The organism is Streptoalloteichus hindustanus (assembly GCF_900129375.1).
GTDB lineage: Bacteria > Actinomycetota > Actinomycetes > Mycobacteriales > Pseudonocardiaceae > Streptoalloteichus > Streptoalloteichus hindustanus.
This window is the reverse complement of sequence record NZ_FQVN01000003.1, coordinates 341,991-365,792: the sequence shown is the minus strand read 5'-3', so window position 1 is coordinate 365,792 and position 23,802 is coordinate 341,991. Positions and strand designations below refer to the sequence as shown.

General features: G+C 74.0%; 23 protein-coding genes. 19 read left to right on the top strand and 4 right to left on the bottom strand.

Features of this window, described 5'->3' with window-relative positions:
- Positions 1-9: 9 nt before the first annotated feature.
- The gene (locus BUE43_RS10865) at positions 10-1,230 is read right to left on the bottom strand and encodes a hypothetical protein (protein WP_073481676.1); all 1,221 of its coding nucleotides are present in this window, start codon (positions 1,228-1,230) and stop codon (positions 10-12) included.
- A 189-nt stretch (positions 1,231-1,419) separates the two neighbouring features.
- The gene (locus BUE43_RS10860) at positions 1,420-1,839 is read right to left on the bottom strand and encodes a YjbQ family protein (protein ID WP_073482609.1); all 420 of its coding nucleotides are present in this window, start codon (positions 1,837-1,839) and stop codon (positions 1,420-1,422) included.
- 266 nt (positions 1,840-2,105) lie between these two features.
- Here BUE43_RS10860 and BUE43_RS10855 point away from each other — a divergent pair, with 266 nt between their 5' ends.
- On the top strand, positions 2,106-2,855 hold the full coding sequence (locus BUE43_RS10855; protein ID WP_083959564.1) for a hypothetical protein: 750 nt from the start codon (positions 2,106-2,108) through the stop codon (positions 2,853-2,855).
- Positions 2,856-2,894: 39 nt separating this feature from the next.
- Here the strand turns inward: BUE43_RS10855 and BUE43_RS35075 are convergent, their stop codons facing one another.
- Positions 2,895-3,392, bottom strand: coding sequence for a ferritin-like domain-containing protein (locus BUE43_RS35075; RefSeq protein WP_234995652.1), 498 nt, complete (start codon positions 3,390-3,392; stop codon positions 2,895-2,897).
- Positions 3,389-3,907: a hypothetical protein gene (locus BUE43_RS35070; RefSeq protein WP_143174082.1), complete on the bottom strand. Its 519-nt coding sequence runs from the start codon at positions 3,905-3,907 to the stop codon at positions 3,389-3,391. Before BUE43_RS35070 ends, BUE43_RS35075 begins: the two co-directional genes overlap by 4 nt.
- A 204-nt stretch (positions 3,908-4,111) precedes the next feature.
- Here BUE43_RS35070 and rimP point away from each other — a divergent pair, with 204 nt between their 5' ends.
- The 18 genes from rimP (at position 4,112) to BUE43_RS10760 (ending at position 23,794) form a co-directional block, all read left to right on the top strand.
- A complete protein-coding gene (gene rimP, locus BUE43_RS10845; RefSeq protein ID WP_083959563.1) occupies positions 4,112-4,744 on the top strand; it encodes a ribosome maturation factor RimP in 633 nt (210 codons plus the stop codon).
- Positions 4,741-5,775 carry a transcription termination factor NusA gene (gene nusA / locus BUE43_RS10840; protein WP_073481673.1) on the top strand — a complete coding sequence of 345 codons (1,035 nt, stop codon included), beginning with the start codon at positions 4,741-4,743 and terminating at the stop codon, positions 5,773-5,775. The genes rimP and nusA overlap by 4 nt, the downstream gene beginning before the upstream one ends.
- 98 nt (positions 5,776-5,873) lie before the next feature.
- A complete protein-coding gene (locus tag BUE43_RS10835) occupies positions 5,874-6,089 on the top strand; it encodes a YlxR family protein (RefSeq protein WP_234995651.1) in 216 nt (71 codons plus the stop codon).
- A gap of 153 nt (positions 6,090-6,242) precedes the next feature.
- On the top strand, positions 6,243-9,368 hold the full coding sequence (gene infB, locus BUE43_RS10830; RefSeq protein WP_073481668.1) for a translation initiation factor IF-2: 3,126 nt from the start codon (positions 6,243-6,245) through the stop codon (positions 9,366-9,368).
- 67 nt (positions 9,369-9,435) lie between these two features.
- On the top strand, positions 9,436-9,732 hold the full coding sequence (locus BUE43_RS10825; protein WP_073482603.1) for a DUF503 domain-containing protein: 297 nt from the start codon (positions 9,436-9,438) through the stop codon (positions 9,730-9,732).
- Between the two features lie 82 nt (positions 9,733-9,814).
- Positions 9,815-10,270, top strand: a complete 456-nt coding sequence (gene rbfA / locus BUE43_RS10820; protein WP_073481666.1) for a 30S ribosome-binding factor RbfA — start codon at positions 9,815-9,817, stop codon at positions 10,268-10,270.
- Between the two features lie 214 nt (positions 10,271-10,484).
- Entirely contained in the window at positions 10,485-11,459 is a 975-nt protein-coding gene (locus BUE43_RS10815) for a DHH family phosphoesterase (protein WP_073482601.1), read from the top strand.
- A 233-nt stretch (positions 11,460-11,692) separates the two neighbouring features.
- On the top strand, positions 11,693-13,006 hold the full coding sequence (locus tag BUE43_RS10810; RefSeq protein WP_073481663.1) for an MATE family efflux transporter: 1,314 nt from the start codon (positions 11,693-11,695) through the stop codon (positions 13,004-13,006).
- 220 nt (positions 13,007-13,226) lie between these two features.
- Positions 13,227-14,564, top strand: a complete 1,338-nt coding sequence (locus BUE43_RS10805) for an MFS transporter (RefSeq protein WP_073481661.1) — start codon at positions 13,227-13,229, stop codon at positions 14,562-14,564.
- Between the two features lie 100 nt (positions 14,565-14,664).
- Positions 14,665-15,588 carry a tRNA pseudouridine(55) synthase TruB gene (gene truB / locus BUE43_RS10800; protein ID WP_073481658.1) on the top strand — a complete coding sequence of 308 codons (924 nt, stop codon included), beginning with the start codon at positions 14,665-14,667 and terminating at the stop codon, positions 15,586-15,588.
- Positions 15,589-15,763: 175 nt separating this feature from the next.
- Positions 15,764-16,741 (top strand): bifunctional riboflavin kinase/FAD synthetase, encoded by a 978-nt coding sequence (locus BUE43_RS10795; protein WP_073481655.1) that lies wholly within the window; start codon positions 15,764-15,766, stop codon positions 16,739-16,741.
- A gap of 113 nt (positions 16,742-16,854) precedes the next feature.
- Positions 16,855-17,337: a helix-turn-helix domain-containing protein gene (locus tag BUE43_RS10790; protein WP_073481652.1), complete on the top strand. Its 483-nt coding sequence runs from the start codon at positions 16,855-16,857 to the stop codon at positions 17,335-17,337.
- 5 nt (positions 17,338-17,342) lie between these two features.
- Positions 17,343-17,906 (top strand): RNA 2',3'-cyclic phosphodiesterase, encoded by a 564-nt coding sequence (thpR, locus tag BUE43_RS10785; protein ID WP_073481649.1) that lies wholly within the window; start codon positions 17,343-17,345, stop codon positions 17,904-17,906.
- 314 nt (positions 17,907-18,220) lie between these two features.
- Entirely contained in the window at positions 18,221-18,490 is a 270-nt protein-coding gene (gene rpsO / locus BUE43_RS10780; protein WP_073481646.1) for a 30S ribosomal protein S15, read from the top strand.
- 240 nt (positions 18,491-18,730) lie between these two features.
- On the top strand, positions 18,731-20,953 hold the full coding sequence (locus BUE43_RS10775) for a polyribonucleotide nucleotidyltransferase (RefSeq protein ID WP_073481644.1): 2,223 nt from the start codon (positions 18,731-18,733) through the stop codon (positions 20,951-20,953).
- Between the two features lie 259 nt (positions 20,954-21,212).
- A complete protein-coding gene (locus BUE43_RS10770; protein ID WP_073482598.1) occupies positions 21,213-22,556 on the top strand; it encodes a M16 family metallopeptidase in 1,344 nt (447 codons plus the stop codon).
- The gene (gene dapB, locus BUE43_RS10765; protein WP_073481641.1) at positions 22,553-23,329 is read left to right on the top strand and encodes a 4-hydroxy-tetrahydrodipicolinate reductase; all 777 of its coding nucleotides are present in this window, start codon (positions 22,553-22,555) and stop codon (positions 23,327-23,329) included. Before BUE43_RS10770 ends, dapB begins: the two co-directional genes overlap by 4 nt.
- Before the next feature lie 27 nt (positions 23,330-23,356).
- On the top strand, positions 23,357-23,794 hold the full coding sequence (locus BUE43_RS10760) for a hypothetical protein (RefSeq protein ID WP_073482596.1): 438 nt from the start codon (positions 23,357-23,359) through the stop codon (positions 23,792-23,794).
- Positions 23,795-23,802: the final 8 nt, after the last annotated feature.

The window sequence follows — 23,802 nt, the reverse complement described above, 5'->3', positions numbered from 1 at the left end:
GGTGCCGCCTCACAGCGCCATCAACGCGCGCAGCCGCGCGGCGAGCAACGCCCTGCGGCTGTCGCCGGGGCGCAGCCGGGCCATGGCCCCGCGCAACACGCCGACGTCCGCCGGGTGGTGGTCGGACCAGGCCAGCACCGCGTCGGGGTCGGGATCGCCGGCCAGCCCCTCCCGCACCGCGGCCGCCAGGTACCGCGACCAGTCGAGCAGCTCCGGCGACTCGGTGCCGGGCAGCAGCTCGCCCCGGTAGTCGTCGGCCGCCGCGCGCACGTCGCCCCGCCGGACCGCGGCCAGCACGTCCAGCGCGTCGCACCGGACCGGGCCCTGCATCCGGTACGGGCGGGACGCGATCCGCCCGCCGAGCTGGCGGCGGAGGTGGGAGATCTCGGCCTTCAGCGTTCCCCTGCTGACCGGCTCGTCCCCGTAGAGGTGGGCGTGCAGCTCCCCGCCGTCCAGTCCCTCCGGGTAGAGGGTGAGCAGGGCCACGATCTCCATCTGGCGCGGGGAGACGGGCACCCGGCGCGCGCCCAGCCGCAGCTCCGGCCGGCCGAGCAGGCGGACCTCCAGCAGCTCCTGCGCCACCTGGGCGGCCGGCTTGGGCGCCTCGGGCGAGGTGAGCACCGCCCGGAAGAGCTGGGCCAGCGCCTGGGTTGCCGGCAGCGCCAGCGGCTGGGTCTTCGTCCACGTCGTGGTCAGGTCGATCACACCGAGCCGCTCGCCGGTGAGCGGGTCGTCCACCGGCGCGGCGTAGCAGACGAAGTCCTGCACCGAGGTGTTGAAGTGCTCGCCGGACCACACGGTGCACGGCGCTCCGGTGCGGTGCGCGAGGTCGATGCCGTTGGTCCCCATGCTGCCCTCGTCCCAGCGCGCGCCGGGCACGAAGTTCACCTGCTCCGCGCGTTTGCGGATGACGGAGCTGGTGGCGGTCCACAGGAGGCGGCAGTTCTCGTCGGCGACGGCGACCACGACCTGGCCTTCCTCGCCGACCCGGCGCAGCTCGTCCTCCAGGACGGTGACGGCGTGCCCGATGCGGCTGGTGCGCCACGCGGCGTCCGGCAGGTCCTCGGTCGGCGCCGCGCTCCGGGTGAGCACCCCCTGGTCGAGGGACCGCCGCCAGCTCTGGGCCACCTCCGGCCGCAGGCCGTCCCGCTCGTTCCCGCGCGAGGAGACGAACCGTTCCCAGCGCCGGCTCAGGGCGTCGCGCTCGGTGCGAATGCTGCTCGGTGCCATGGCACTCCGTCCATCACATCCCCGTGGCAGGGAACACGGCTCGTCGTCAGGTCTCGTCGGCGGACGCGTCCCAGGGTTGATGTCACCGAGGGTATTGGTTTCGATACGGTACGGGGAAGTCGGACCGGGTGCGGCGCGTTCGGCGTGTCCGATGCTCCACACGGCCGGGTGCTCAATCTCGCCACCGGCTTAACCCCGGAGGAAGCTCAGCCGCACGGTCCGCACCGGATTGTCGACGTTGGTGTCCACCAGACAGAGGGACTGCCACGTGCCGAGGGTCATCCGACCACCCAGCACCGGCACGGTGGCGTAGGGCGGCAGGAGGGCGGGCAGCACGTGGTCCCTGCCGTGGCCGGGGGACCCGTGCCGGTGCCGCCACCGGTCGTCGGCCGGCAGCAGGTCGCGCAACGCGGCCAACAGGTCGTCGTCGCTGCCCGAACCGGTCTCGATCACGGCCAGTCCGGCGGTCGCGTGCGGCACCCACACGTGCAGCAGGCCGTCGGCGCGCCCGGGACCGCTCGGGCCGGAGAGGAACCGCTCGCACTCGGCGGTCAGGTCGTAGACCACCTCGACGGAGCCGGTGCGGATCTGGATCTCCTCGCTGAGCACGCGCACACGGTACGTCCGATCGTTCACCCGCCGCACGAGACGGTGTAACCCATCGGACGAGGGAAGCCGGCCGCCCCGGTCCGGGTGCGACGCGATCCCGCCCTGGCGGCCGTCCCGGTCGGGAGACCGAGGTGACCGTGCCTGGCCAGAGCCAGTTTGCTCCGTTTGCGTTACTACGTATGGGTTATGCCCCGCGACGGCGTGTCACGAGAATGGCGGAGTTGACGATTACCGCGACCGACGATCACCCCTTACGGTGAGACCCCGTGTCCGATCACGAGAACCCCGCGGAGCAGACCCAGCGGCTGCCGAAGTTCCCGCCTCGGCCCACGGACACCGCGCAGATGCCGGTGCTCCTGATCCGCGAGCACGCCGTCGCCGACGAGCCCGAGCCGGCGGCCCCGCCGCCGCCGCCACCGCCGCCCGGCGCCGGCAGAGGCCTGCGGATCGCGCTGGCGCTGGTCGGCCTGGTCGCGGTCGCCGTGCTGTCCGGAACGGCGTGGATGCTGCTCACCGGCGGCAACGAGACCCGGGGGAAGGCCGTGCCGGCGTCGACCACGCCGCAGGGCGGTTACGGCGACTACGAGTTCGTCCAGCAGGCCGAGCAGCGCGACATCAACTGCGCGGCCCACGCCTACACCAAGGTCAAGGAATTCTTCTCCGAGAGGCCCTGCGAGCTGCTGGTCCAGCTCCTGCTGACGACGAGGAGCAAGGAGGGCGCCGACGTGGTGGTGGCGCTCTCGGTCGTGCGCATGCCCGACGCCGCTGGCGCGGCGGAGCTCAAGCGGCTGACCGACACCGACAACACCGGCAACGTCAACGACCTCCTGCGGGAGGGTCGTCGGGTGCCCAACGGGCCCGCGAAGCTGACCGACGCCGGCTACGCGGCCGCCCTGGACGGCCGGGCGGTGGTCATCGCCGAGGCCGACTTCTTCGCCGAGGACCGCAAGGACCAGGACCTCCTCAAGCGGATCGCGCAGGACGCCCTGCGGATCGGCCACCAGCACGCCAACTGAGACGCCCCCGCGACGACGGGGGCGTCCCGGTGGGCGTCCTCACCCCGGCTGGCCGGGGAACGGCACCGTCAGCGGCGCCTGCCGCGCCGCCCGCCGCACCCTGGTCGCCTGGACCGCCGCGGCGGTCAGCGCGTCCAGGGCGAACTGCCGCAGCCCCTGGTCGTCGGTGCGCTCCAGCACCGCGCGCCAGGCGCCGGCCGCGTCGGTCTCCGCTGTGACCAACAACTCGGCGGCCGAGGCCGCGTCGGTCACCGGCCGGGGCGGCTGGTAGGCGGGCTGGGGCGGGACGGGCGTCGCCCCGGCGTCGCGCAGCATCCGCTCGACGGTCTCCCGGCGCGTCCTGCGCTGCGCGGCGCCCGTGGCCACGACCTTCTCCATGTCCTTGGCCACGAGCACCGAAACCAGGGAGTAGCTCCACTCGGCGGCGTGCTCGGCGGCCAACGCCCGCTGCACGGCCTCGGTGGCCTCGCCGCCCAGCGCGGGTTTGGGGGAGTTCGAGCTCGGTTGTCCGGGTTGGCCGGGGACGGGCGAGGTCACGCCAGCACCTCCCGCAGGCTCAGGCAGGACGCCGTGACCGAGCCGAGCAGCCCGGCCCGGTGCCTCGGCGCCGTCGGGACCAGGGCGCGGGCCTCCTGCTCGGCGGCCTTTAGCGCGTCGGCCAACGCGGTCTTCGCGGCGGCCGCGGTCGGCGGGGGTGGGGGCGGGGGTGCGTCGGAGGAGGCCGGCGGCGGGGTGGCCGCGCCCGTTCCCGGCCGCGCCCGGCGGATCTCCTGGTCGAACGCCTCGGCGTGGGCCTTCCGGTGGGCGGCGACCGCGTTGGCCGCCTGCGCGAGGTCCTGGCCCGCGCCGCCGAGCGCGTCCGCCACCGCCCGCGCCAGCGCCGCGTCGGCGCGCGCCCGCGCCGCGAGCGGCTCCAGGGGGTCGGGACCGGGCGGCGGGGGCGAGGTGGCCGTGCAGGCCGCGGCGAGCGGGGCCGCCGCCATGGCCAGGACGCCCGCGAGCAGGAACCGCCGCCGTGGCAGCGGGCCGGGCCGGGAGGGTTCCGAGGTCACGGTCCGTCATCCTGCCAGGCGATCGTGGCGGTCCCGCGCGGACGGCGCGTGATCGGCACTGCCCTGGCCGGCCTAGTGACGCGCTACGCTGGGCGACCGCGACCGGCGGCGTGCAGCGTCGGTCGCCCGTCGCCGTGGGACCGGCAGCCGTCGGGCCCGCGGCGAGTGTTGGCCTGCACCAGGAGACCATCGGGGAGAGACAACGTGTCCAGCCCGCCGCGCGGTGAGCCACCGCGCGCCGAGCGTGGTGATCGAGTCGCGTCGCGCGCCGCGCGTGATCAGTTCACCGCGCAGCTCGAACCGGTCGTGCGCGCGGCCGTCCAGGCCGTCGGGTTCGACCTGGAGCTGCTCGACGTGCAGCCCGCCGGCCGCCGCCGGCTGGTGCGCGTCGTCGTCGACTCCGACGACGGCGTGGGCTTGGACGAGGTCGCCGAGGCCAGCCGCGCCGTGTCCGCTGCCCTGGACGCCAGGGACGACCTGCTGGCCGGGCCGTACACGCTGGAGGTGACCTCCCCCGGGGTGGACCGGCCGCTGACCCGGCCCCGACACTGGCGACGGGCCCGGCTGCGGCTGGTCGCGGTGCGGCTCGCCGACGGCGGCGAGCTCACCGGCCGGGTGGGCGACGCCGACGAGGAGGGCGTGGTGCTGCTGGTCGACGGCGAGCTGCGCCGACTGGCCTACCAGGACGTGGCCAGGGCGACGGTGGAGATCGAGTTCCGACAGCCGGCCGCCGCCGACCTGGCGTTGCTGGGGGGCGGGGCCGCGTCCGGCGGCGATGCCGGGGAAGGCGGCGCGGAGGACGCGCCGGAGACGGGCGACGAGGAGGGGTCGAGGTGAACGTCGACATCGCGGCGTTGCGCGCGATCGAGCGTGACAAGGACATCCCCTTCGAGACCGTTCTCGAGGCGATCGAGACCGCGCTGCTCACCGCGTACAAGCACACCGAGGGGCACTACCCGCACGCCAGGGTCGAGATCGACCGCAAGTCCGGCGTGGTGCGGGTGCTGGCCCAGGAGCTGGGCCCGGACGGCGAGGTGGCCCAGGAGTGGGACGACACGCCCGAGGGCTTCGGCCGGATCGCGGCGACCACCGCCCGGCAGGTCATCCTGCAGCGGCTGCGGGACGCCGAGCACGAGCGGACCTTCGGCGAGTTCTCGGCCAAGGAGGGCGAGATCCTCGCCGGCGTGGTGCAGCGCGACGCCAGGGCGAACTCCCGGGGCATGGTCGTGGTGCAGATCGGCGACACCGAGGGCGTCATCCCGCCGGCCGAGCAGGTGCCCGGCGAGAGCTACGACCACGGCACGCGGCTGAAGTGCTACGTCGTCGGCGTGTCGCGGACCGTGCGCGGCCCGCAGATCACGCTGTCGCGGACCCACCCCAACCTGGTGCGCCGGCTGTTCGCGCTGGAGGTGCCGGAGATCGCGGACGGGACCGTCGAGATCCCGGCGGTGGCGCGTGAGGCCGGTCACCGCTCCAAGATCGCGGTGCGGTCCACCGTGACCGGGGTCAACGCCAAGGGCGCGTGCATCGGCCCGATGGGCGCGCGGGTGCGCAACGTCATGAGCGAGCTGCACGGCGAGAAGATCGACATCATCGACTACTCGGACGACCCGGCCACCTTCGTCGGGAATGCGCTGTCGCCCGCGAAGGTTGTCTCCGTCAGGGTGCTGGACGAACGGGCCAAGACCGCGCGGGTCGTGGTCCCCGATTTCCAGCTCTCGTTGGCCATCGGCAAGGAGGGGCAGAACGCCCGCCTCGCCGCTCGGTTGACCGGTTGGCGGATCGACATCCGCAGCGACGCCGACCCCGCCGCGACGGCTGGCGGGGCGGCTGAGGCGGGCGCGTCGACGGCCGGTTCGGTCGAGTGAAGGTCAAGCGCTAAACTCTTGTTGGTTCACACGCCTGGGAGCATCAATCCGTGCACATCGGTCCAGTACGGACGTGCGTTGGTTGCCGCCTCCGGGCGGTGGATGCCGAGCTGTTGCGCGTGGTGCTCGTGGCCGGGGTTCTGGTCCCCGACCCGGGACGCAGGCGGCCGGGGCGGGGGGCGTGGTTGCACCCCGACCCGGAGTGTCTGCGCGTCGCGGAGCGGCGGCGAGCGTTCCCGCGCGCGTTGCGCGTGCCGGGGCCGCTCGACGTCGCGGCCGTGCGGGAGCACCTCGAACAGCGGCTCGGGACTTGACCGGCGTGGGACGTCCCCGCGCCCGGCAGGCAGATGAGGAAGCAGGTCGACCCGTCATGAATCAGCCGTGAAGCTGAAGCCATGAACGCGCTTCGACGGTAGGTACGAGGTCGAGCGGGACCAGCCGCCCGGCCTCCCCAGATGAGGAGAGCAGTGGCAGGCAAGGCCCGCGTGCACGAGCTCGCGAAAGAGCTCGGAGTCACGAGCAAGGAAGTTCTGAACAAGCTCAAGGAGCTTGGGGAGTTCGTCAAGTCGGCGTCCTCCACGGTGGAGGCGCCCGTCGCCCGCAAGCTCCGCGACGCGTTCCCCCGGGCGGGCAAGGGCGAGGGCAGGCCCCGCCCGTCCGCGCCGCGTCCGGCGGCTCCGCGTCCGCCCGCCCCCGCGGCGGCGGCCCCGGCGCCCGCCCCGTCGGCGCCCGCCCCGACCCCTCCGGCCGCGCGGCCGGAGACGGCCCAGCCCACCCCGGCGCCGGCCCAGCCGCCGGCCGCCCAGCCGGCGACCCCGGCCGCGCCGCGGCCGGCCGCCATGCCGGGCCCGCGTCCGGGTCCGCGTCCGGCGGCTCCGAAGCCGGGCCCGGCGGCCCCGAAGCCGGCGGCCCCGGCTCCGCAGGCCCCGCAGCCCGCGCAGCAGCAGCCGGCGGCGCAGGCCCCGGCGGCCCAGGCTCCGGCGGCGCAGGCCCCGGCCCCGGCCGCTCCGAAGCCGGCGACTCCGGCCCAGCAGGCGCCCCAGGCGCCGCAGGGTCCCCGTCCCGGCCCGCGTCCGGGTCCGCGTTCCGGTGGCCCGAGCCAGGGCGGCGGCGCTCCCGCCCCCGGTGTGGTTCCGCCGCGCCCGCAGTCCCCGAAGCCCGGCCCGCGCGCGCCGCGTCCCGGCAACAACCCGTTCGGCGTCGGCTCCGGCGCGCCCGCCCCGCGTCCGCAGGGCGGCCCGCGTCCGGGTCCCGGTCAGCGTCAGGGCGGCCCCGGCGGCGGGCGTCCCGGTGAGGGTCGGCCGACGCCCGGCCCGCGTGCCGGCGCCCCCGGCTCCGGCGGTCCGCGCCCGAACCCGGGCAACATGCCGCCGCGGCCCAACCCGGGCATGATGCCGCCGCGGCCGGCGCGTCCGGCCGGTGGCGGCGGTGGCCGCCCCGGTGGCGGCGGCGGCCGTCCGGGCGGCGGTGGCCGTCCGGGTGGTGGTGGCGGCGGTGGCTTCCGCGGCGGCCCCGGTGGCGGTGGCGGCGGTGGCGGCTTCCGCGGCGGCCCCGGTGGCGGTGGCGGCGGTGGCGGCGGCTTCCGCCCGGGCGGTGGCGGTGGCGCCCCGGCCGGCGGTGGCGGCTTCCGCGGTCGTCCCGGCGGTGGTGGCGGTGGCCGCGGCGGCGCTGCCGGCGCGTTCGGCCGTCCCGGCGGTCCGGCCCGGCGTGGCCGCAAGTCGAAGCGGCAGAAGCGCCAGGAGTTCGACAACATGCAGGCGCCGTCGATCGGCGGCGTGCGGCTGCCCAAGGGCACCGGCGAGGTCATCCGCCTGCCCCGCGGCGCGTCGCTGACCGACTTCGCCGAGAAGATCAACGCCAACCCGGCCTCGCTGGTGCAGGCGCTGTTCCACCTCGGCGAGATGGTCACGGCCACTCAGTCGGTCTCCGACGAGGTGCTGGAGCTGCTGGGCCAGGAGATGAACTACCAGGTCCAGGTGGTCAGCCCCGAGGACGAGGACCGCGAGCTGCTGGAGTCGTTCGACATCAGCTACGGCGAGAACGACGGCGACGAGTCCGACCTCGCGCCGCGCCCGCCGGTGGTCACCGTCATGGGTCACGTCGACCACGGCAAGACCCGCCTGCTCGACACCATCCGCAAGGCCAACGTGCGGGAGCACGAGGCCGGCGGCATCACCCAGCACATCGGCGCCTACCAGGTGTCGACCGAGCTGGAGGGCAACGAGCGGCTGATCACGTTCATCGACACCCCGGGTCACGAGGCGTTCACCGCCATGCGTGCCCGTGGCGCGAAGTCCACGGACATCGCGGTGCTGGTGGTCGCGGCCGACGACGGCGTCATGCCGCAGACGGTCGAGGCGATCAACCACGCCCAGGCGGCCTCGGTGCCGATCGTGGTCGCGGTGAACAAGATCGACAAGGAGGGCGCGAACCCCTCCAAGATCCGTCAGCAGCTCACCGAGTACGGGCTGGTGGCCGAGGAGTACGGCGGCGAGACGATGTTCGTCGACATCTCGGCCAAGCAGGGCACCAACATCGAGAACCTGCTCGAGGCGATCCTGCTCACCGCGGACGCGGCGCTGGACCTGCGGGCGAACCCGGAGATGCCGGCGCAGGGCGTGGCCATCGAGGCGCACCTGGACCGCGGGCGTGGTCCGGTGGCGACCGTCCTGGTGCAGCGCGGCACCCTGCGGGTCGGCGACTCGATCGTCGGCGGCGACGCCTACGGCCGCGTGCGGCGGATGCTCGACGAGCACGGCCAGGACGTCGCGGAGGCGACGCCGTCCCGTCCGGTCCAGGTGATCGGTTTCACCTCGGTGCCCGGCGCCGGCGACAACTTCCTCGTCGTCGAGGAGGACCGGGTCGCCCGGCAGATCGCCGAGCGCCGCCAGGCCCGCGAGCGCGCGGCGGAGAACGCGCGTCGCGCCGCCCGCAAGCGGATCAGCCTGGAGGACCTGGACTCCGCGCTCAAGGAGACCAGCCAGCTCAACCTGATCATCAAGGGTGACAACTCGGGTACCGTCGAGGCCCTCGAGGACGCCCTGATGAAGATCGACGTCGGTGACGAGGTCGAGCTGCGGGTCATCCACCGGGGTGTCGGCGCCATCAAGGAAGGCGACATCAACCTCGCCATCGCGGACAACGTCATCGTCCTGGGCTTCAACGTCCGGGCCGAGGGCAAGGCCACCGAGCTGGCCAACCGCGAGGGCGTGGAGATCCGCTTCTACTCGGTCATCTACCAGGCGATCGAGGACATCGAGAAGGCCCTCAAGGGCATGCTCAAGCCGGAGTACGAGGAGGTCGCGCTCGGCAGGGCCGAGGTCCGCGAGGTCTACAAGTCCTCCAAGTTCGGCACGATCGCCGGTTGCCTGGTGCTGTCCGGCGAGATCAAGCGGAACTCCAAGGCGCGCCTGCTGCGGGACAACGTGGTCGTCGCCGAGAACCTGCCCATCGCCTCGTTGCGGCGGTTCAAGGACGACGTCACCGAGGTCCGCGAGGGCTACGAGTGCGGTCTCACCCTCGGCTCGTACGGCGACCTGAAGGTCGACGACGTGATCGAGACCTACGAGATGCGCGAGAAGCCGCGGAGCTGACGTGGTGGGCCCCGGGGCCGGTCCGACGACCGGCCCCGGGGCCTCTTCGCTCGTGGACGGGGGGATCGTGTACGTCGGCGCCCTGGAGCTGGACGTGTTGCTCGGCGACGTCCACTCGTTGAAGGAGAAGCGGTCGGTGGTGCGGCCGGTGCTCGCCGAGCTGCGACGCCGGTTCGAGGTCTCGGTGGCCGAGGCCGGTCATCTCGACCTGCACCGGAGAGCCCTGCTCGGGGTCGCGGTGGTGGCCCCGGACGCGGCGCACGCGCGGGACGTGCTCGACGCGTGCGAGCGGCTGGTGGCCGGCCGGCCCGAGCTCGAGCTGTTGTCGGCGAGACAACGCATGATGGGTCCGGAGGACGACTAGTCCGCCGTCCGGCGGAGCCGGGGCCGCGCGCCCCGCCTCCGCGTGGACTTTCGAACGTTCTGGGAGAAGAGGGAGGAGCGCCGTGGCCGACCCGGCCCGCGCCCGCAAGCTGGCCAAGCGGATCGCGCAGATCGTCGCGTCCGGGCTGGAGCACGAGGTCAAGGACCCGCGACTGGCGATGGTCACGATCACCGACGCGAAGGTGACGGCCGACCTGCGGGACGCGACCGTGTACTACACCGTCTTCGGTGACGACACCGACCGCGCCGCGACCGCGGCGGCCCTGGAGAGCGCCAAGGGCGTGCTCCGCGGCATGGTCGGTCAGGGCACCGGGGTGCGGTTCACCCCCACGCTGACCTTCGTCGCGGACACCGTGCCGGAGGACGCGCAGCGGATCCACGACCTGCTGGCCAAGGCCAGGGAGGCCGACGCCGAGGTCGCGCGGCTGGCCGCGGGCGCGGAGCCCGCCGGCGAGTCCGACCCGTACAAGGCGCCCCGCGCCGAGGAGGACGAGCTCGACGACACCGGGCGGGGCTGAACCAGGAATCGTGGCGACCCGGCGCGGGCGGGGGTCGTGCTCCGCGTCGTCGACGCGGGGGGTAGACCTGTTCCCCGTGGTGGGTGAAGCTGAACCGGGTGTGGGTGGGTCCCGGAATCCCGGTGCTGTGGGGGGCGGTGGCGCGGAGGTGAGCGGGCTGGGCGGCGAGACGAGCGGCGTGCGGGTGACGGGCGCCGATCCGGCCGCCGGCGAGCTGGCGACGGCGGCCCGGTTGCTCGCCGGGGCGTCCGACGTGACTCTGCTGGCGCACGTGAACCCGGACGCGGACGCGCTGGGCAGCGCGCTGGCCGTCGGGTTGGCGTTGCACCGGCGCGGCGCGGTGGTGCGGGTGTCCTTCGGCGAGCCGGCCGTGGTGCCGGAGTCGCTGCGGGACCTGGACGTCGCCGGGCTGCTGGTGCCGGCGGCGGATGTGCCGCCGGCGCCGCCGCTGCTGGTGGTGATGGACACCGGCAGCGTGGGGCGGCTCGGCCCGCTCGGCGACCGGGTGGCCGGCACGACCGCCGCCGGCGGGCAGGTGTTGGTGGTGGACCACCACGCCTCGAACACGAGGTTCGGCACGCACCACTACGTGGATGACCGGGCCGAGGCCACGGCGGTCCTCGCGGCCCGGCTCCTGGACCTCCTGGGCGAGCCGCTGGACGAGCCGATCGCCCGGTGCCTCTACGCCGGGCTGGTGACCGACACCCGCTCGTTCCGGCACGCGAGCGCGCAGACGCACGTCCTCGCGGCCCGGCTGCTCTCGGCGGGCGTGGACCCCGAGGCGACCACGCGGCCGCTGCTCGACAGTCACCCTTTCGGGTGGTTGGCGATGTTGTCGACGGTCCTCGGCGGCGCCCGGTTGGAGCCGGCGGCCGCGCGGGGGCTCGGCCTGGTGCACGCGACCGTGCGGCTGGCCGACGCCGAGGGGCTGCGCAGCGAGGAGGTGGACAGCGTCGTCGACCTGGTGCGCACCACGGTCGAGGCGGAGGTCGCCGCCGTGCTGAAGGAGACCGCGACCGGCGGTTGGTCGGTGTCGCTGCGGGCGGTCGGGCGGCTCGACGTCGGGGCGGCGGCGCAGGCGTTGGGCGGCGGCGGGCACCGGCTCGCGGCGGGCTTCACCGCGCACGGACCGGCGGAGCGGGTTCTGGCCGCGCTCCGCGTCGCCCTGGACGAGGCTCCCGAACTCTGACGCCCGGGCCGGCTGTCGATCCCGCTGCGGGGGCTGTGGGCCTCCTGGCGGCTTTCGCCGCCTCGCCGGAGCCGCTGAACGACGTGTTCTGACCACGGAACTCGGACTGGCGTCCGCCGCCGGTTCCCCGGCGTGCGCTGTGACCGGAAACCGGCCCGCGTCAGGACGGTTTTGTCGGTGGTCGTCCGTAGCCTGGCACGCGTTGGTCGGTGGAAGGTGTCCCGGGAGGACAGGTGGGGGAGCGGTCCGGGCAGGTGTCCGCGCGTTCGGTGCTCGCACTCGCCCTCCCCGCACTCGGGGTGTTGGCGGCCGAGCCGCTGTACGTGCTGGTGGACACGGCGGTGGTCGGGCACCTGGGCGCCGTTCCGCTCGCGGCGCTGGCCGTGGGCGGTGTGGTGCTGACCCAGGTGTCCACCCAGCTCACCTTCCTGTCGTACGGCACCACGTCCCGTGCCGCCCGGTTGCACGGCGCCGGCCGGCGTGCGGAGGCCGTCGCCGAGGGCGTGCAGGCCACCTGGCTGGCGGTGCTCGTGGGCGTCGTCCTGGCGCTGGTGGGCCAACTGGCGGCCGGGCCGGTCGCGGGGCTGTTGGCGGGGCGGGGCGAGGTCGCCGACGCGGCCGTCGAGTGGTTGCGGGTGGGCCTGTTCGGCACCCCGTTCATCCTCGTGACGATGGCCGGCAACGGCTGGATGCGCGGTGTGCAGGAGACCGCGCGGCCGCTGCGGTACGTGCTGGCGGGCAACGCCCTGTCGGCGGTGCTGTGCCCGCTGCTCGTGCACGTGTGGGGTTGGGGGCTGGTGGGTTCGGCGGTGGCCAACGTCACCGCGCAGGTGATCAGCGCCGGGTTCTTCGTGCGGGCGTTGGTCGTGGAGCGGGTGTCCCTGCGGCCCGAGCCGGCTCGGATCTGGGCGCAGCTCGGGCTGGGCAGGGACCTGGTGCTGCGCAGCCTGGCGTTCCAGGCGTGTTTCGTGTCGGCGGCCTCGGTGGCGGCGCGCACCTCGGCCGCGGCGGCCGGCGCGCACCAGGTGGTGCTGCAGCTGTGGACGTTCCTGGCGCTGGTGCTGGACTCGCTGGCGATCGCGGCGCAGTCGCTGGTCGGCGCGGCCCTGGGTGGCGGCGACGACCGCGGGGCGCGGGGTGTGGCCTGGCGGGTGACGAAGTACGGCCTGGTCTTCGGCGTGGCGCTCGGGGTGGTGTTCGCGGCGTTGGCCGGTCCGCTGCCGCGGCTGTTCACGCCGGACGCGGCGGTGTTGGCCGAGATCCCGCACGCGTGGTGGTTCTTCGTCGCCCTGCAGCCGGTCGCCGGGGTGGTGTTCGCGCTGGACGGGGTGCTGCTGGGCGCGGGTGACGCGGCCTTCCTGCGGAACGCCACGATCGGCAGCGCCGTCGTCGGCTTCCTGCCCGTGGTGTGGCTCGCACTCGCCCTCGGTTGGGGGCTGACGGGAATCTGGATCGGTCTGGCCGCGTTCATGGTTCTTCGTCTGGCCGCGGTGCTCGCCCGGGCCCGGTCCGGACGGTGGGCGGTCGTCGGCGCGGTGCGCGGCTAGGGAACGTGCCTCCGAGAGGCGCTTCCGAAGGAGTGCCTCCGAAGGGAGGCCCCTAGTCGGGGCCGGTCGGACGATCAAGCTCTTTGTGGGGCAGGACACGAGACTTCGGCGCTAACGAATCGGTAAAGTCATCCGATGACCGGATGGAGCCGGCCGAAGTAGTCCGCGCGCTCCCGTCACCTCCCCGAAATCCCCCGTGCAATCCCCCGAAGGAGACCCCTTGCCGGTCGAGCGCGCCACTCGACGGGCGTGGCTGATCTGGTCCACCGCCGTCGCCATCTACTTCGTCTCGATCTTCCACCGCACCTCGCTGGGCGTCGCCGGGCTCCAGGCCGGCGAGCGCTTCGGCGTCGGCGCCGCCGGGCTCGGCACGTTCACCGTGCTGCAGGTCGGCGTGTACGCCGCCATGCAGATCCCCACCGGCCTGCTGGTCGACCGGTTCGGCCCGCGCCGGGTCCTGACCGTGGCCGCCCTGCTGCTCGGCCTCGGCCAGAGCCTGTTCGCGGTGGCCTCGTCCTACCCGCTGGGCCTGGCCGCCCGCGCCGTGCTCGGCGTGGGCGACGCGCTGACCTGGGTCAGCGTCCTGCGCCTGGTGGCCGCCCACTTCCCGGCCCGCCGCTACGCCGTGGTGGTGTCGCTGTCGGGCGTCCTGGGCGCCGCGGGCAACCTCGCCGCCACCGTCCCGCTGACCCTGATGCTGGACAACGTCGGCTGGACCGCCACGTTCCTGACCGCCGGCCTGGTGACCGCGGCCTACTCCGCGCGGGCGGTCACCAACCTGCGGGACGTGCCGGAGGGCCACCCCGCCCCGGCCCCCGAGCCGATCTACCCCCGCGAGGTGGTGGCCCGCGTGCGGTCCTCGTGGCGCACGCCCGGCACCCGGCTCGGTTTCTGGGTGCACTTCTCCACCAACGTCGTGCCGTCGACGCTGGGCCTGCTGTGGGGCTTCCCGTACCTGGTCCAGGCGCAGGGCCTGAGCCAGGAGGCGGCCGGCGGCGTCCTGTCGCTGCTCGTGGTCGGCGGCCTCGTCGGCAGCCCCCTGGTGGGCGGCTTCACCGCCCGTCGGCCGGAGCTGCGGATGTTCGTGGCCACCGGGTTCCTCAGCCTGACCGGCGCGGCGTGGACGCTGATGGTGCTGTGGCCGGGCCAACTCCCGGTCCCGGTGCTGGGCGCGATGTTCGTCCTGCTCTCGATGGGCGGCCCGGTCTCGGCGATCGGCTTCGCGCTGGCCAGGGACTACAACCCGTTCCGCCGGGTCGGTACGGCCACCGGTGTGGTGAACGTGGGTGGCTTCGTGGCCACCACCGTCGCCGCGCTGTCCGTGGGTGTGCTGCTCGACCTGGCCGCGCCGCTGGGGCCGGCGGGCGCGTTCCGCGTCGCGTTGCTGGCCGTCGCGGCCGTGCTCGTGGTGGGGACCTGGCGCACCGCGGTGTGGTGGCGTCGGGCGCGGGCCGTGGTGTTCGCCGCCGAGGCCCGCGGCGAGGAGGTCCCGGTCCGGCTGCGGCCCTACCGCTGGGACGTGCTGCCGAGCCCGCGGCCGGCGCTGGCCGCCGCGTAACGTTCATCCGGTTCTTTCCGCGTCGTCGCAACGGGTTGTCCCCCCGGAAAGGGGACACCCGGTGCGGCGGCCGCGGAAGCGTCGTGGAAGATGGTCCGCCGTGTCCGCAGTCGCCAACAGCACCACCCGCAAGCACGAACCCCGTCCCACCGTTCCGCCCGGCCTCGTCGTCGTCGACAAGCCCGCCGGGATGACCTCGCACGACGTGGTCGCCCGGGTCCGCAAGATCCTGGGAACCCGCAAGGTCGGCCACGCGGGGACCCTCGACCCGATGGCGACCGGCGTGCTGGTGCTGGGCGTCGAGCGCGCCACCAAGCTGCTCGGCCACCTCGCCCTGGACAGCAAGGGCTACCTGGCCACCATCCGGCTCGGCGCGGCCACCACCACCGACGACGCGGAGGGGGAGGTCATCAGCGAGTCCAACGCCTTCCACGTCACCGAGCCGCAGGTCCTGCGGGGCATCGCCAAGCTCACCGGCGACATCGACCAGGTGCCCAGCGCGGTGAGCGCGGTGAAGATCGCCGGTGAGCGGGCCTACGAGCTCGTCCGCGCCGGCAAGAAGGTCGACCTGCCGGCCCGGCCGGTCACCGTGCACCGCTTCGACCTGCTCGCGACGCGCCACGAGGGCACCTTCACCGACCTCGACGTGATGGTGGAGTGCTCCTCCGGCACCTACGTGCGGGCCCTGGCCCGCGACCTCGGCTCCGACCTGCGCGTCGGCGGTCACCTGGTGGCGCTGCGGCGCACCAGGGTCGGCCCGTTCGGCCTGGCGACGGCGCGCGGCCTGGAGCAGTTGGAGGCCGACCCGAAGCTCAGCCTGGACATGGACGCCGCCGTCGCCGCCGCCTTCCCGCGGCGCGACGTCAACGCCGAGGACGCCCTCGCGGTCGCGCACGGCCAGCGCCTGCCGGCCGCCGGGATCTTCGGCACCTACGGCGTGTTCGGCCCGGACGGCCGGGTCGTCGCGCTGGTCAACGAGCAGGGCGGCGCGGCCCGCCCCGTGGTGGTGTTCGCCGGCCTCTGACCGGCACCGGACGCCGCCCCGACGACGGCCCTCACAACGGTCCGGACGACGGCCCCGAGGCCGGCCCGAGCGCACGCGGACGCACGACCCACCAGGGTCGTGCGTCCGCCCGTCTCGTCGGGCGGCGGCGCACCACGCCGGTCCTCCGTCCCGGTGAACATCTAGGCTGCTGCTCGTGCAGCGCTGGCGTGGACTGGAGAACCTGCCCGGTGGGTGGGGGCGGTGTGTCGTCACCATCGGTGTCTTCGACGGTGTCCATCGGGGCCACCAACAGCTCATCGGGCGGGCCGTGCGGCTCGCCGAGGAGCGCGGCCTGCCCTGCGTGCTGATGACCTTCGACCCGCACCCGGCCGAGGTCGTCCGGCCGGGCAGCCACCCCGCGCAGCTCACCACCCTGCGCCGACGCGCCGAGCTGGTCGAGGAGCTGGGCGTGGACGTGTTCTGCGTCCTGCCCTTCACCCCCGAGCTCTCCCGCGTTCCCGCCGACGAGTTCGCGCACGAGGTGCTGGTCGACAAGCTGCACGCCGCGGCGGTCGTGGTGGGGGAGAACTTCACCTTCGGCCACCGGGCCGCCGGTGACGTGGCGTCGCTGCGCCGGCTCGGCGAGCGGTTCGGCTTCGTCACCGAGGGGGCGAGCCTGGTCAGCGACGACACCGGCGTCGGGGCGATCACCTTCTCCTCCACCTACATCCGGTCCTGCATCGACGCCGGCGACGTGACCGCGGCGGCCAGGGCGCTCGGTCGGCCGCACCGGCTGGAGGGCATCGTCGTGCGGGGCGACGGCCGCGGCCGCGACCTGGGCTTCCCCACCGCCAACCTGTCCACGCCCCGGTTCGCGGCGATCCCGGCCGACGGCGTGTACGCGTGCCGGTTCGTCCACCCCGGGCACGGCGATCCCGCGGTCGCCCGGTCGCTGCCGGCCGCGGTGTCCGTGGGCAGCAACCCGACCTTCTCCGGCAGGGAGCGCCGCGTCGAGGCGTACGTGCTCGACGTCGACGAGGACTTCTACGGTGAGCGGGTGGCGTTGGACTTCGTCGCCCGGCTGCGGGGGATGGAGCGCTTCGCCACGACGGAGGCGTTGATCGAGCAGATGGGCAGGGACGTCGAGGAGACGCGGCGGCTGCTGGCGGCCGACGACGCCCCCTCCGCGTGACCAACTGAGTGCACTTGCGAAGCAACTGGCGGGACCGCCCTCGTGCGCTCGTCGGCACCTGGCAGGATGCGGGGCGTCTGGCCTGCGAGAAACCGCCACGGGGAGAGACGAGGGTGGAGGAATACAAGATCGTCCAGCGCAATCTCGCGCTGCAGCGCGAGTGGTACGGCGAGCCGCTCGGGGACCGCGTGCGCCGGCTCGTCGTCGCGTTCGACGTCTCGCAGGCGCAGCTCGCCGACGTGCTCGGGATCAGCGCGCCCATGCTCAGCCAGGTGATGAGCGGCCGGCGCGCCAAGATCGGCAATCCGGCCGTGCTGGCCAGGATGGTCATGCTGGAGCGGCGGGTCCTCACGCCCGAGGTCGCCTCGGGCGACAAGGAGGCGCTCAAGCGGGCGTTGGAGGAGGTGCGCGCCTCCCGGCCGACGGTGGGCAGGGACACGCTGCCCGTCCACGAGCGCAACCACGACGAGGCGGCGCTGGCCGTGCTGCGCCGGCACGCGCGGTCGGTCGACGACCTGTCCGCGGCCGCCGAGCTGCTGTCGACGCGGTTCCCGAGCCTGTCGGACCTGTTGCGGCGGGCGGCGCAGGAGGGCTAGACGCGATGCGGCTGTTCACCGCGGTGTGGCCGCCGGCGTCGGCGGTCGAGGACCTGGCGGCGGCGTTGCGCCCGGTGACGGACGCGCCGCCCGAGGGACTGCGGTGGACCCCCGCGCCCCGGTGGCACCTCACCCTCTGCTTCCACGGCGAGTGCGACGAGGCCGCGCGGGACAAGCAGGTCGAGCGGTTGCGTCGCCGCGCGCCGAAGGCCTCGGCGCCGACCGTGCGGTTCGCCGGGAGCGGCGTCTTCCGCGGCGTCCTGTGGGTGGGGGTCGAGCCGAGGGAGGACGGGGACGCCTGGGCGCTGTCCGGCCTGGCCAAGGCGGCGGGCTGCAACCCCCGCGGCTTCCGCGCCCACCTCACGGTCGCCCGCTGGTGGGGCAGCCGGCCGGACGTGCTCCCCGCGCGTGACCTGCTGGCGTCCTACACCGGGCCGTGGTGGTCGCCGCGGGAGTTGCTGCTGGTGCGCAGCGACCTGGGGCGGGGAGGCTCCACCTACACCCCGCTGGCGCGCGTGCCGCTCGGTGGCCGGGAGAACCGGGACAGCGGGGAAGCCGAGGACCGCTGACGACGGCGTCCGCGCGGCTCCGCCGTCCCGAGGTGGGGGAACGCTGGTGGGCCGAGCGCGTTCCGCCCTGCCCCCGACCGTGGTCGGCGCGGGTGGTGTCCGCCGGTCGGGTTCGGCCGAGTGGGCGACACGCCGCTCGGCTGTCCGGGTGCTGTCGTCTCCGCCTGCTACCCTCGGTCGTTGGGTCCGGCTGCGGTCCGTGGCGGCCGTGACCGTCTCACCCGGTGGGGGCGAATCCCCCGGGTGCGGGTGTCCTCCGGGTTCTCCGGGGGACCCTGGTCGCACGGCACAGGAACGAAGAGGAGAACACGCCAGTGGCTCTGTCCACCGAGCAGAAGAAGAACATCCTCGGGGAGTACGGCCTCAAGGAGGGCGACACCGGCTCCCCCGAGGCGCAGGTCGCGTTGCTGAGCAAGCGCATCAGCGACCTGACCGAGCACCTCAAGACGCACAAGCACGACCACCACTCGCGCCGCGGCCTGCTGCTGATGGTCGGCCGCCGCCGCCGCCTGCTGAACTACCTGGCGAAGGTGGACATCGAGCGCTACCGGTCGCTGATCCAGCGGCTCGGCCTGCGTCGTTGACAGGCTCCGAGGGGGAGTGGCCACCGGGCCGCTCCCCCTCGGCACATAACTGAAACCTTGGGACGTGGCGCACGACGCGCACGGGGGACCAGTTCGCCGGTCCTCGGTAGTGGTTCCCGGGCCGGCCGCCGGCATCGCCGCAGCGGCCACCGAAGCCCCGGGGACTTCGATCGAAGACCGGCCTCGTCCGGACCGTGCCCCCGCGGCGGCGGCGCACGACCCGTGAGACGAGGAGTACCCATGACCGAAATCCAGGTGCACGAGACGACCGCCGTGATCGACAACGGCCGGTTCGGCACCCGCACGATCCGCTTCGAGACCGGCCGGCTCGCCCGGCAGGCCGCCGGCAGCGTCGTCGCCTACCTCGACGACGAGACCATGCTGCTGTCGGCCACCACGGCCTCGAAGCAGCCGAAGGAGCACTTCGACTTCTTCCCCCTCACCGTGGACGTCGAGGAGCGGATGTACGCCATCGGGCGCATCCCCGGCTCGTTCTTCCGCCGCGAGGGCCGGCCGTCCACCGACGCGATCCTGACCTGCCGGCTCATCGACCGGCCGCTGCGCCCGTCGTTCGTCGACGGCCTGCGCAACGAGATCCAGATCGTGGTGACGGTGCAGAGCCTGAACCCGCAGGACCTCTACGACGTGGTGGCGATCAACGCCGCGTCGGCCTCCACCCAGCTCGCCGGCCTGCCGTTCTCCGGCCCGATCGGCGGCGTCCGGGTGGCCCTGGTCCCGGGCTCCGAGGGCGAGGCCGGCCAGTGGGTCGCCTTCCCGACCCACGAGCAGCTCGAGCTGGCCGTGTTCGACATGGTGGTGGCCGGCCGCATCGTCGGCGACGACGTCGCGATCATGATGGTCGAGGCCGAGGCCACCGAGCGCACCATCGACCTGGTCGCCTCGGGCGCCCCGGCGCCGACCGAGGAGGTCGTGGCGGCGGGCCTGGAGGCCGCCAAGCCGTTCATCCGCGTGCTGTGCGAGGCCCAGCAGCGGCTGGCCGAGGTGGCCGCCAAGGAGACCGCCGAGTTCCCGGTGTTCCTGGCCTACCAGGAGGACGTCTACGAGGCCGTCGCCAACGCGGTGAGCGGTGAGCTGGCCGAGGCGCTGACCATCGCCGGCAAGCAGGAGCGCGAGGGCCGGATCGACGAGGTCAAGCAGCTCTGCCTGGAGCGCCTGGTCGCCGACGAGGACTCGGCGTTCGCCGGCCGCGAGAAGGAGATCGGCGCCGCCTTCCGGTCGCTGACCAAGAAGCTGGTGCGCCAGCGCATCCTGCGCGACCGGGTCCGCATCGACGGCCGCGGCGTCACCGACATCCGCAGCCTCGCCGCCGAGGTCTCGGTGATCCCGCGGGCGCACGGCTCGGCGCTGTTCGAGCGCGGTGAGACCCAGATCCTGGGCGTGACCACGCTGAACATGCTGCGCATGGAGCAGACGCTGGACACCCTGGCGCCGGAGACCACCAAGCGCTACCTGCACCACTACAACTTCCCGCCGTTCTCCACCGGCGAGACCGGCCGCGTCGGCTCGCCGAAGCGGCGGGAGATCGGCCACGGCGCGCTCGCCGAGCGGGCCCTGGCTCCGGTGCTGCCCAAGCGCGAGGAGTTCCCCTACGCCATCCGCCAGGTCTCCGAGGCGCTGGGCTCCAACGGGTCCACCTCGATGGGCTCCGTGTGCGCCTCCACCATGTCGCTGCTCAACGCCGGTGTGCCGCTGAAGGCGCCGGTCGCGGGCATCGCGATGGGCCTGGTGTCGGACGAGGTCGACGGCGAGACCCGGTACGTCGCGCTGACCGACATCCTCGGCGCCGAGGACGCCTTCGGCGACATGGACTTCAAGGTCGCCGGCACGAAGGAGTTCGTGACCGCGCTCCAGCTCGACACGAAGCTGGACGGCATCCCGTCCGAGGTGCTGGCCCAGGCGCTGTCGCAGGCCAGGGACGCCCGGCTGACCATCCTGGAGGTCATGGCCGAGGCCATCGACCAGCCGGACGAGATGAGCCCGTACGCGCCGCGGGTCACCACGATCAACATCCCGGTCGACAAGATCGGCGAGGTCATCGGCCCGAAGGGCAAGATGATCAACTCGATCACCGAGGAGACCGGCGCCGAGATCACCATCGAGGACGACGGCACCGTCTACGTGGGCGCGGCCGACGGCCCGTCCGCGCAGGCCGCGGTGGACAAGATCACCGCGATCGCCAACCCGCAGCTGCCCAAGGTGGGCGAGCGCTTCCTGGGCACCGTGGTCAAGACCGCGGCCTTCGGCGCGTTCGTCTCGCTGCTGCCGGGCAAGGACGGCCTGGTGCACATCTCCAAGCTGGGCAACGGCAAGCGGATCGCCAAGGTCGAGGACGTGGTGAAGGTCGGCGACAAGCTCCGCGTGGAGATCGCCGACATCGACAACCGCGGCAAGATCAGCCTGGTGCTGGTTCCGGAGGAGACCCCGGAGGCCCAGGCCGAGTGACCCCCGCGCCACGGCCGCGGACGCCCCATGGCGTCCGCGGCCGTGCGCTGGGACCGGGACACGACGTCGCGCGGTGGGCGCCGACGACGGGCCGGACGGCGGAGGCGGTGGACGCCTGTGCTTGGCTTGCCCGCGGGCGCCGGCCCGCGCGGGTGTCGGCGTGGCGAACGGCGTCGGCGCCGCGCGCCCGAGGTGGCCCACGAACCACTGGTCGTGGCCGTTCCTCCGGCGTGCGGCCGGGAATGGATGCGGTGCGGTGATGGCGGTGAACGGCCACCAGCAGCGGCCAGGGAGCACCCGGGTGCTGGAGCGGGGCGAGGGCGGCGAGGTGCGGCGCAGCGTGCTGCCCGGCGGCCTGCGGGTGATCACGGAGCGGATTCCCGGCGTGCGGTCGGCCTCCGTGGGCGTGTGGGTCGGGGTCGGTTCGCGCGACGAGACCCCCGGTGTCGCGGGTGCCGCGCACTACCTGGAGCACCTGCTGTTCAAGGGCACGTCGCGGCGCAGCGCCGTCCAGATCGCCGAGGAGATGGACGCGGTCGGCGGTGAGCTGAACGCGTTCACCGCCAAGGAGCACACCTGCTACTACGCGCACGTGCTCGACAGCGACCTGCCGCTGGCCGTCGACCTGCTCACCGACGTGGTCTTCGAGGCGGTCTGCGCGCCGCACGACATGGAGACCGAACGCGGCGTGGTGCTGGAGGAGATCGCCATGCGCGACGACGACCCCGAGGACCTGCTGCACGACGCGTTCTGCACCGCCCTGCTCGGCGACCACCCGCTCGGCCGGTCGGTGCTGGGCAGCGAGGAGTCGATCTCGGCGATGAGCCGGGACGCGCTCTACCGCTTCTACCGCCGTCGCTACGCGTTGCCCAGCATGGTGATCTCCGTCGCCGGCAACGTCGAGCACACCCGGGTGTTGCGGCTGGTGCGCGGCGCGCTGGCTGGCCGGTTGGACGGCGACCGCGCGCCCGTCGCGCCGCGCCGGGGCCGCGCGCGGATCACCGGGGCGCGTCGCCTCACCCTGCACAGCGACGACACCGAGCAGGCGCACATGATGCTCGGCGTGCGGGCGCTGGACCGGCACGACGACCGGCGGTTCGTGCTGGGCGTGCTGAACGCCGCGCTCGGCGGCGGCATGAGCTCCCGGCTGTTCCAGGAGGTCCGCGAGCGGCGCGGCCTCGCCTACTCCGTGTACTCGTCGGTGGCCTCCTACGCCGACACCGGCAGCCTCGGCGTCTACGCGGGGTGTCAGCCGGAGCGGCTGGGCGACGTCGCGGGCGTGGTCCGCTCGGTGCTGGCGGAGGTGGCCGCGCAGGGTCTGTCCGACGCGGAGGTGGCCAGGGGCAGGGGGCAGCTGCGCGGCGGGCTGGTGCTCGGGCTGGAGGACACTGGGTCCCGGATGACCCGGATCGGCAAGGGCGAGCTGAACTACGCCGACCACCTGACGGTCGAGCAGACCCTGGAGCGCATCGACGCCGTGACGTCGGAGCAGGTCGCGGCGCTGGCGCGGGAACTGCTCCGACGCCCCCTCAGCGCGGCGGTCGTCGGCCCGTACGCTCATGCCGACGACCTGCCGGCCGAGGTGCACGAGGTGATTCGATGACCGCTGCTGCCGCCCGTTCCGCCGACAAACCGATCCGAGTGGGTGTTCTCGGCGCCGAGGGCCGGATGGGCTCCGAGGTCTGCCGCGCCGTGGACGCCGCCGAGGACACGGCCCTGGTGGCCGCGGTCTCCGAGAACGACCCGCTGTCCACCCTCTCCGACGCCGGGGTCGAGGTGGTCGTGGACTTCACCCACCCGGACTCGGTGATGGACAACATCCGCTTCTGCGTCGACCAGGGCATCCACTGCGTCGTCGGCACGTCCGGCTTCACCGCCGAGCGGCTGGCGACCGTGCGGTCCTGGCTGGAGCCCAGGCCGGAGCTGGGGGTGCTCGTCGCGCCCAACTTCGCCATCGGCGCGGTGCTGTCGATGCGGTTCGCCGAGCTCGCCGCCCGGTACTACGAGTCGGTCGAGATCATCGAGTTGCACCACCCGCGCAAGGCCGACGCGCCCTCGGGCACGGCGGCGCGCACCGCGGAGCTGGTGGCCGAGGCGCGGGCGGCGGCCAAGCTGGGGCCGGTGCCGGACGCCACCACCCACGAGACTGACGGTGCCCGGGGCGCCGACCTGGACGGGGTCCGGGTGCACTCGGTGCGGCTGTCCGGGCTGATCGCGCACCAGGAGGTGCTGTTCGGCACCGAGGGCGAGACGCTGACCATCCGGCACGACTCGTTGGACCGCAAGTCCTTCATGCCGGGTGTGCTGCTCGCGGTGCGAAGCGTGCCGAACCGACCGGGGCTGACCGTCGGCCTGGAATCGTTCCTGGAGCTCTGAGCGTTCGTGACCACCACCCGCAGGATGATGTCGGCCCGCTCCGTCTCGGTGCTGGTCACCGTGGTGCTGGTGGTCTACTTCGGGTTGCTGGCCGGCCGCGCCGTCGCCCTGTTCCGCACCGGTGACCCGGTCGGGATCGGGCTCGGCGCGGCCGTGCTCGCGCTGCCGCTGATCGGCGTGTGGATCGTGGTGGCCAACCTCCGGTTCGGGATGCGGACGGAACGGCTGGCGCGCCGGCTGGCCGAGGAGGGCGAGCTGCCCGACACCTCCCACCTGCCGCGGTTGCCGTCCGGCCGGGTCGAGCGGGCCGCGGCCGACGCCTGGTTCGCCGAGCGCAGGGCCGAGGTCGAGGGGGCCCCGGAGGACTGGCGGGGCTGGTTCCGGCTGGCCGAGGCCTACGACCTGGCGGGGGACCGCCGTCGGGCCCGCGAGACCATGCGGCGCGCCATCGACCTGGCGGGCTGAGCCGGATC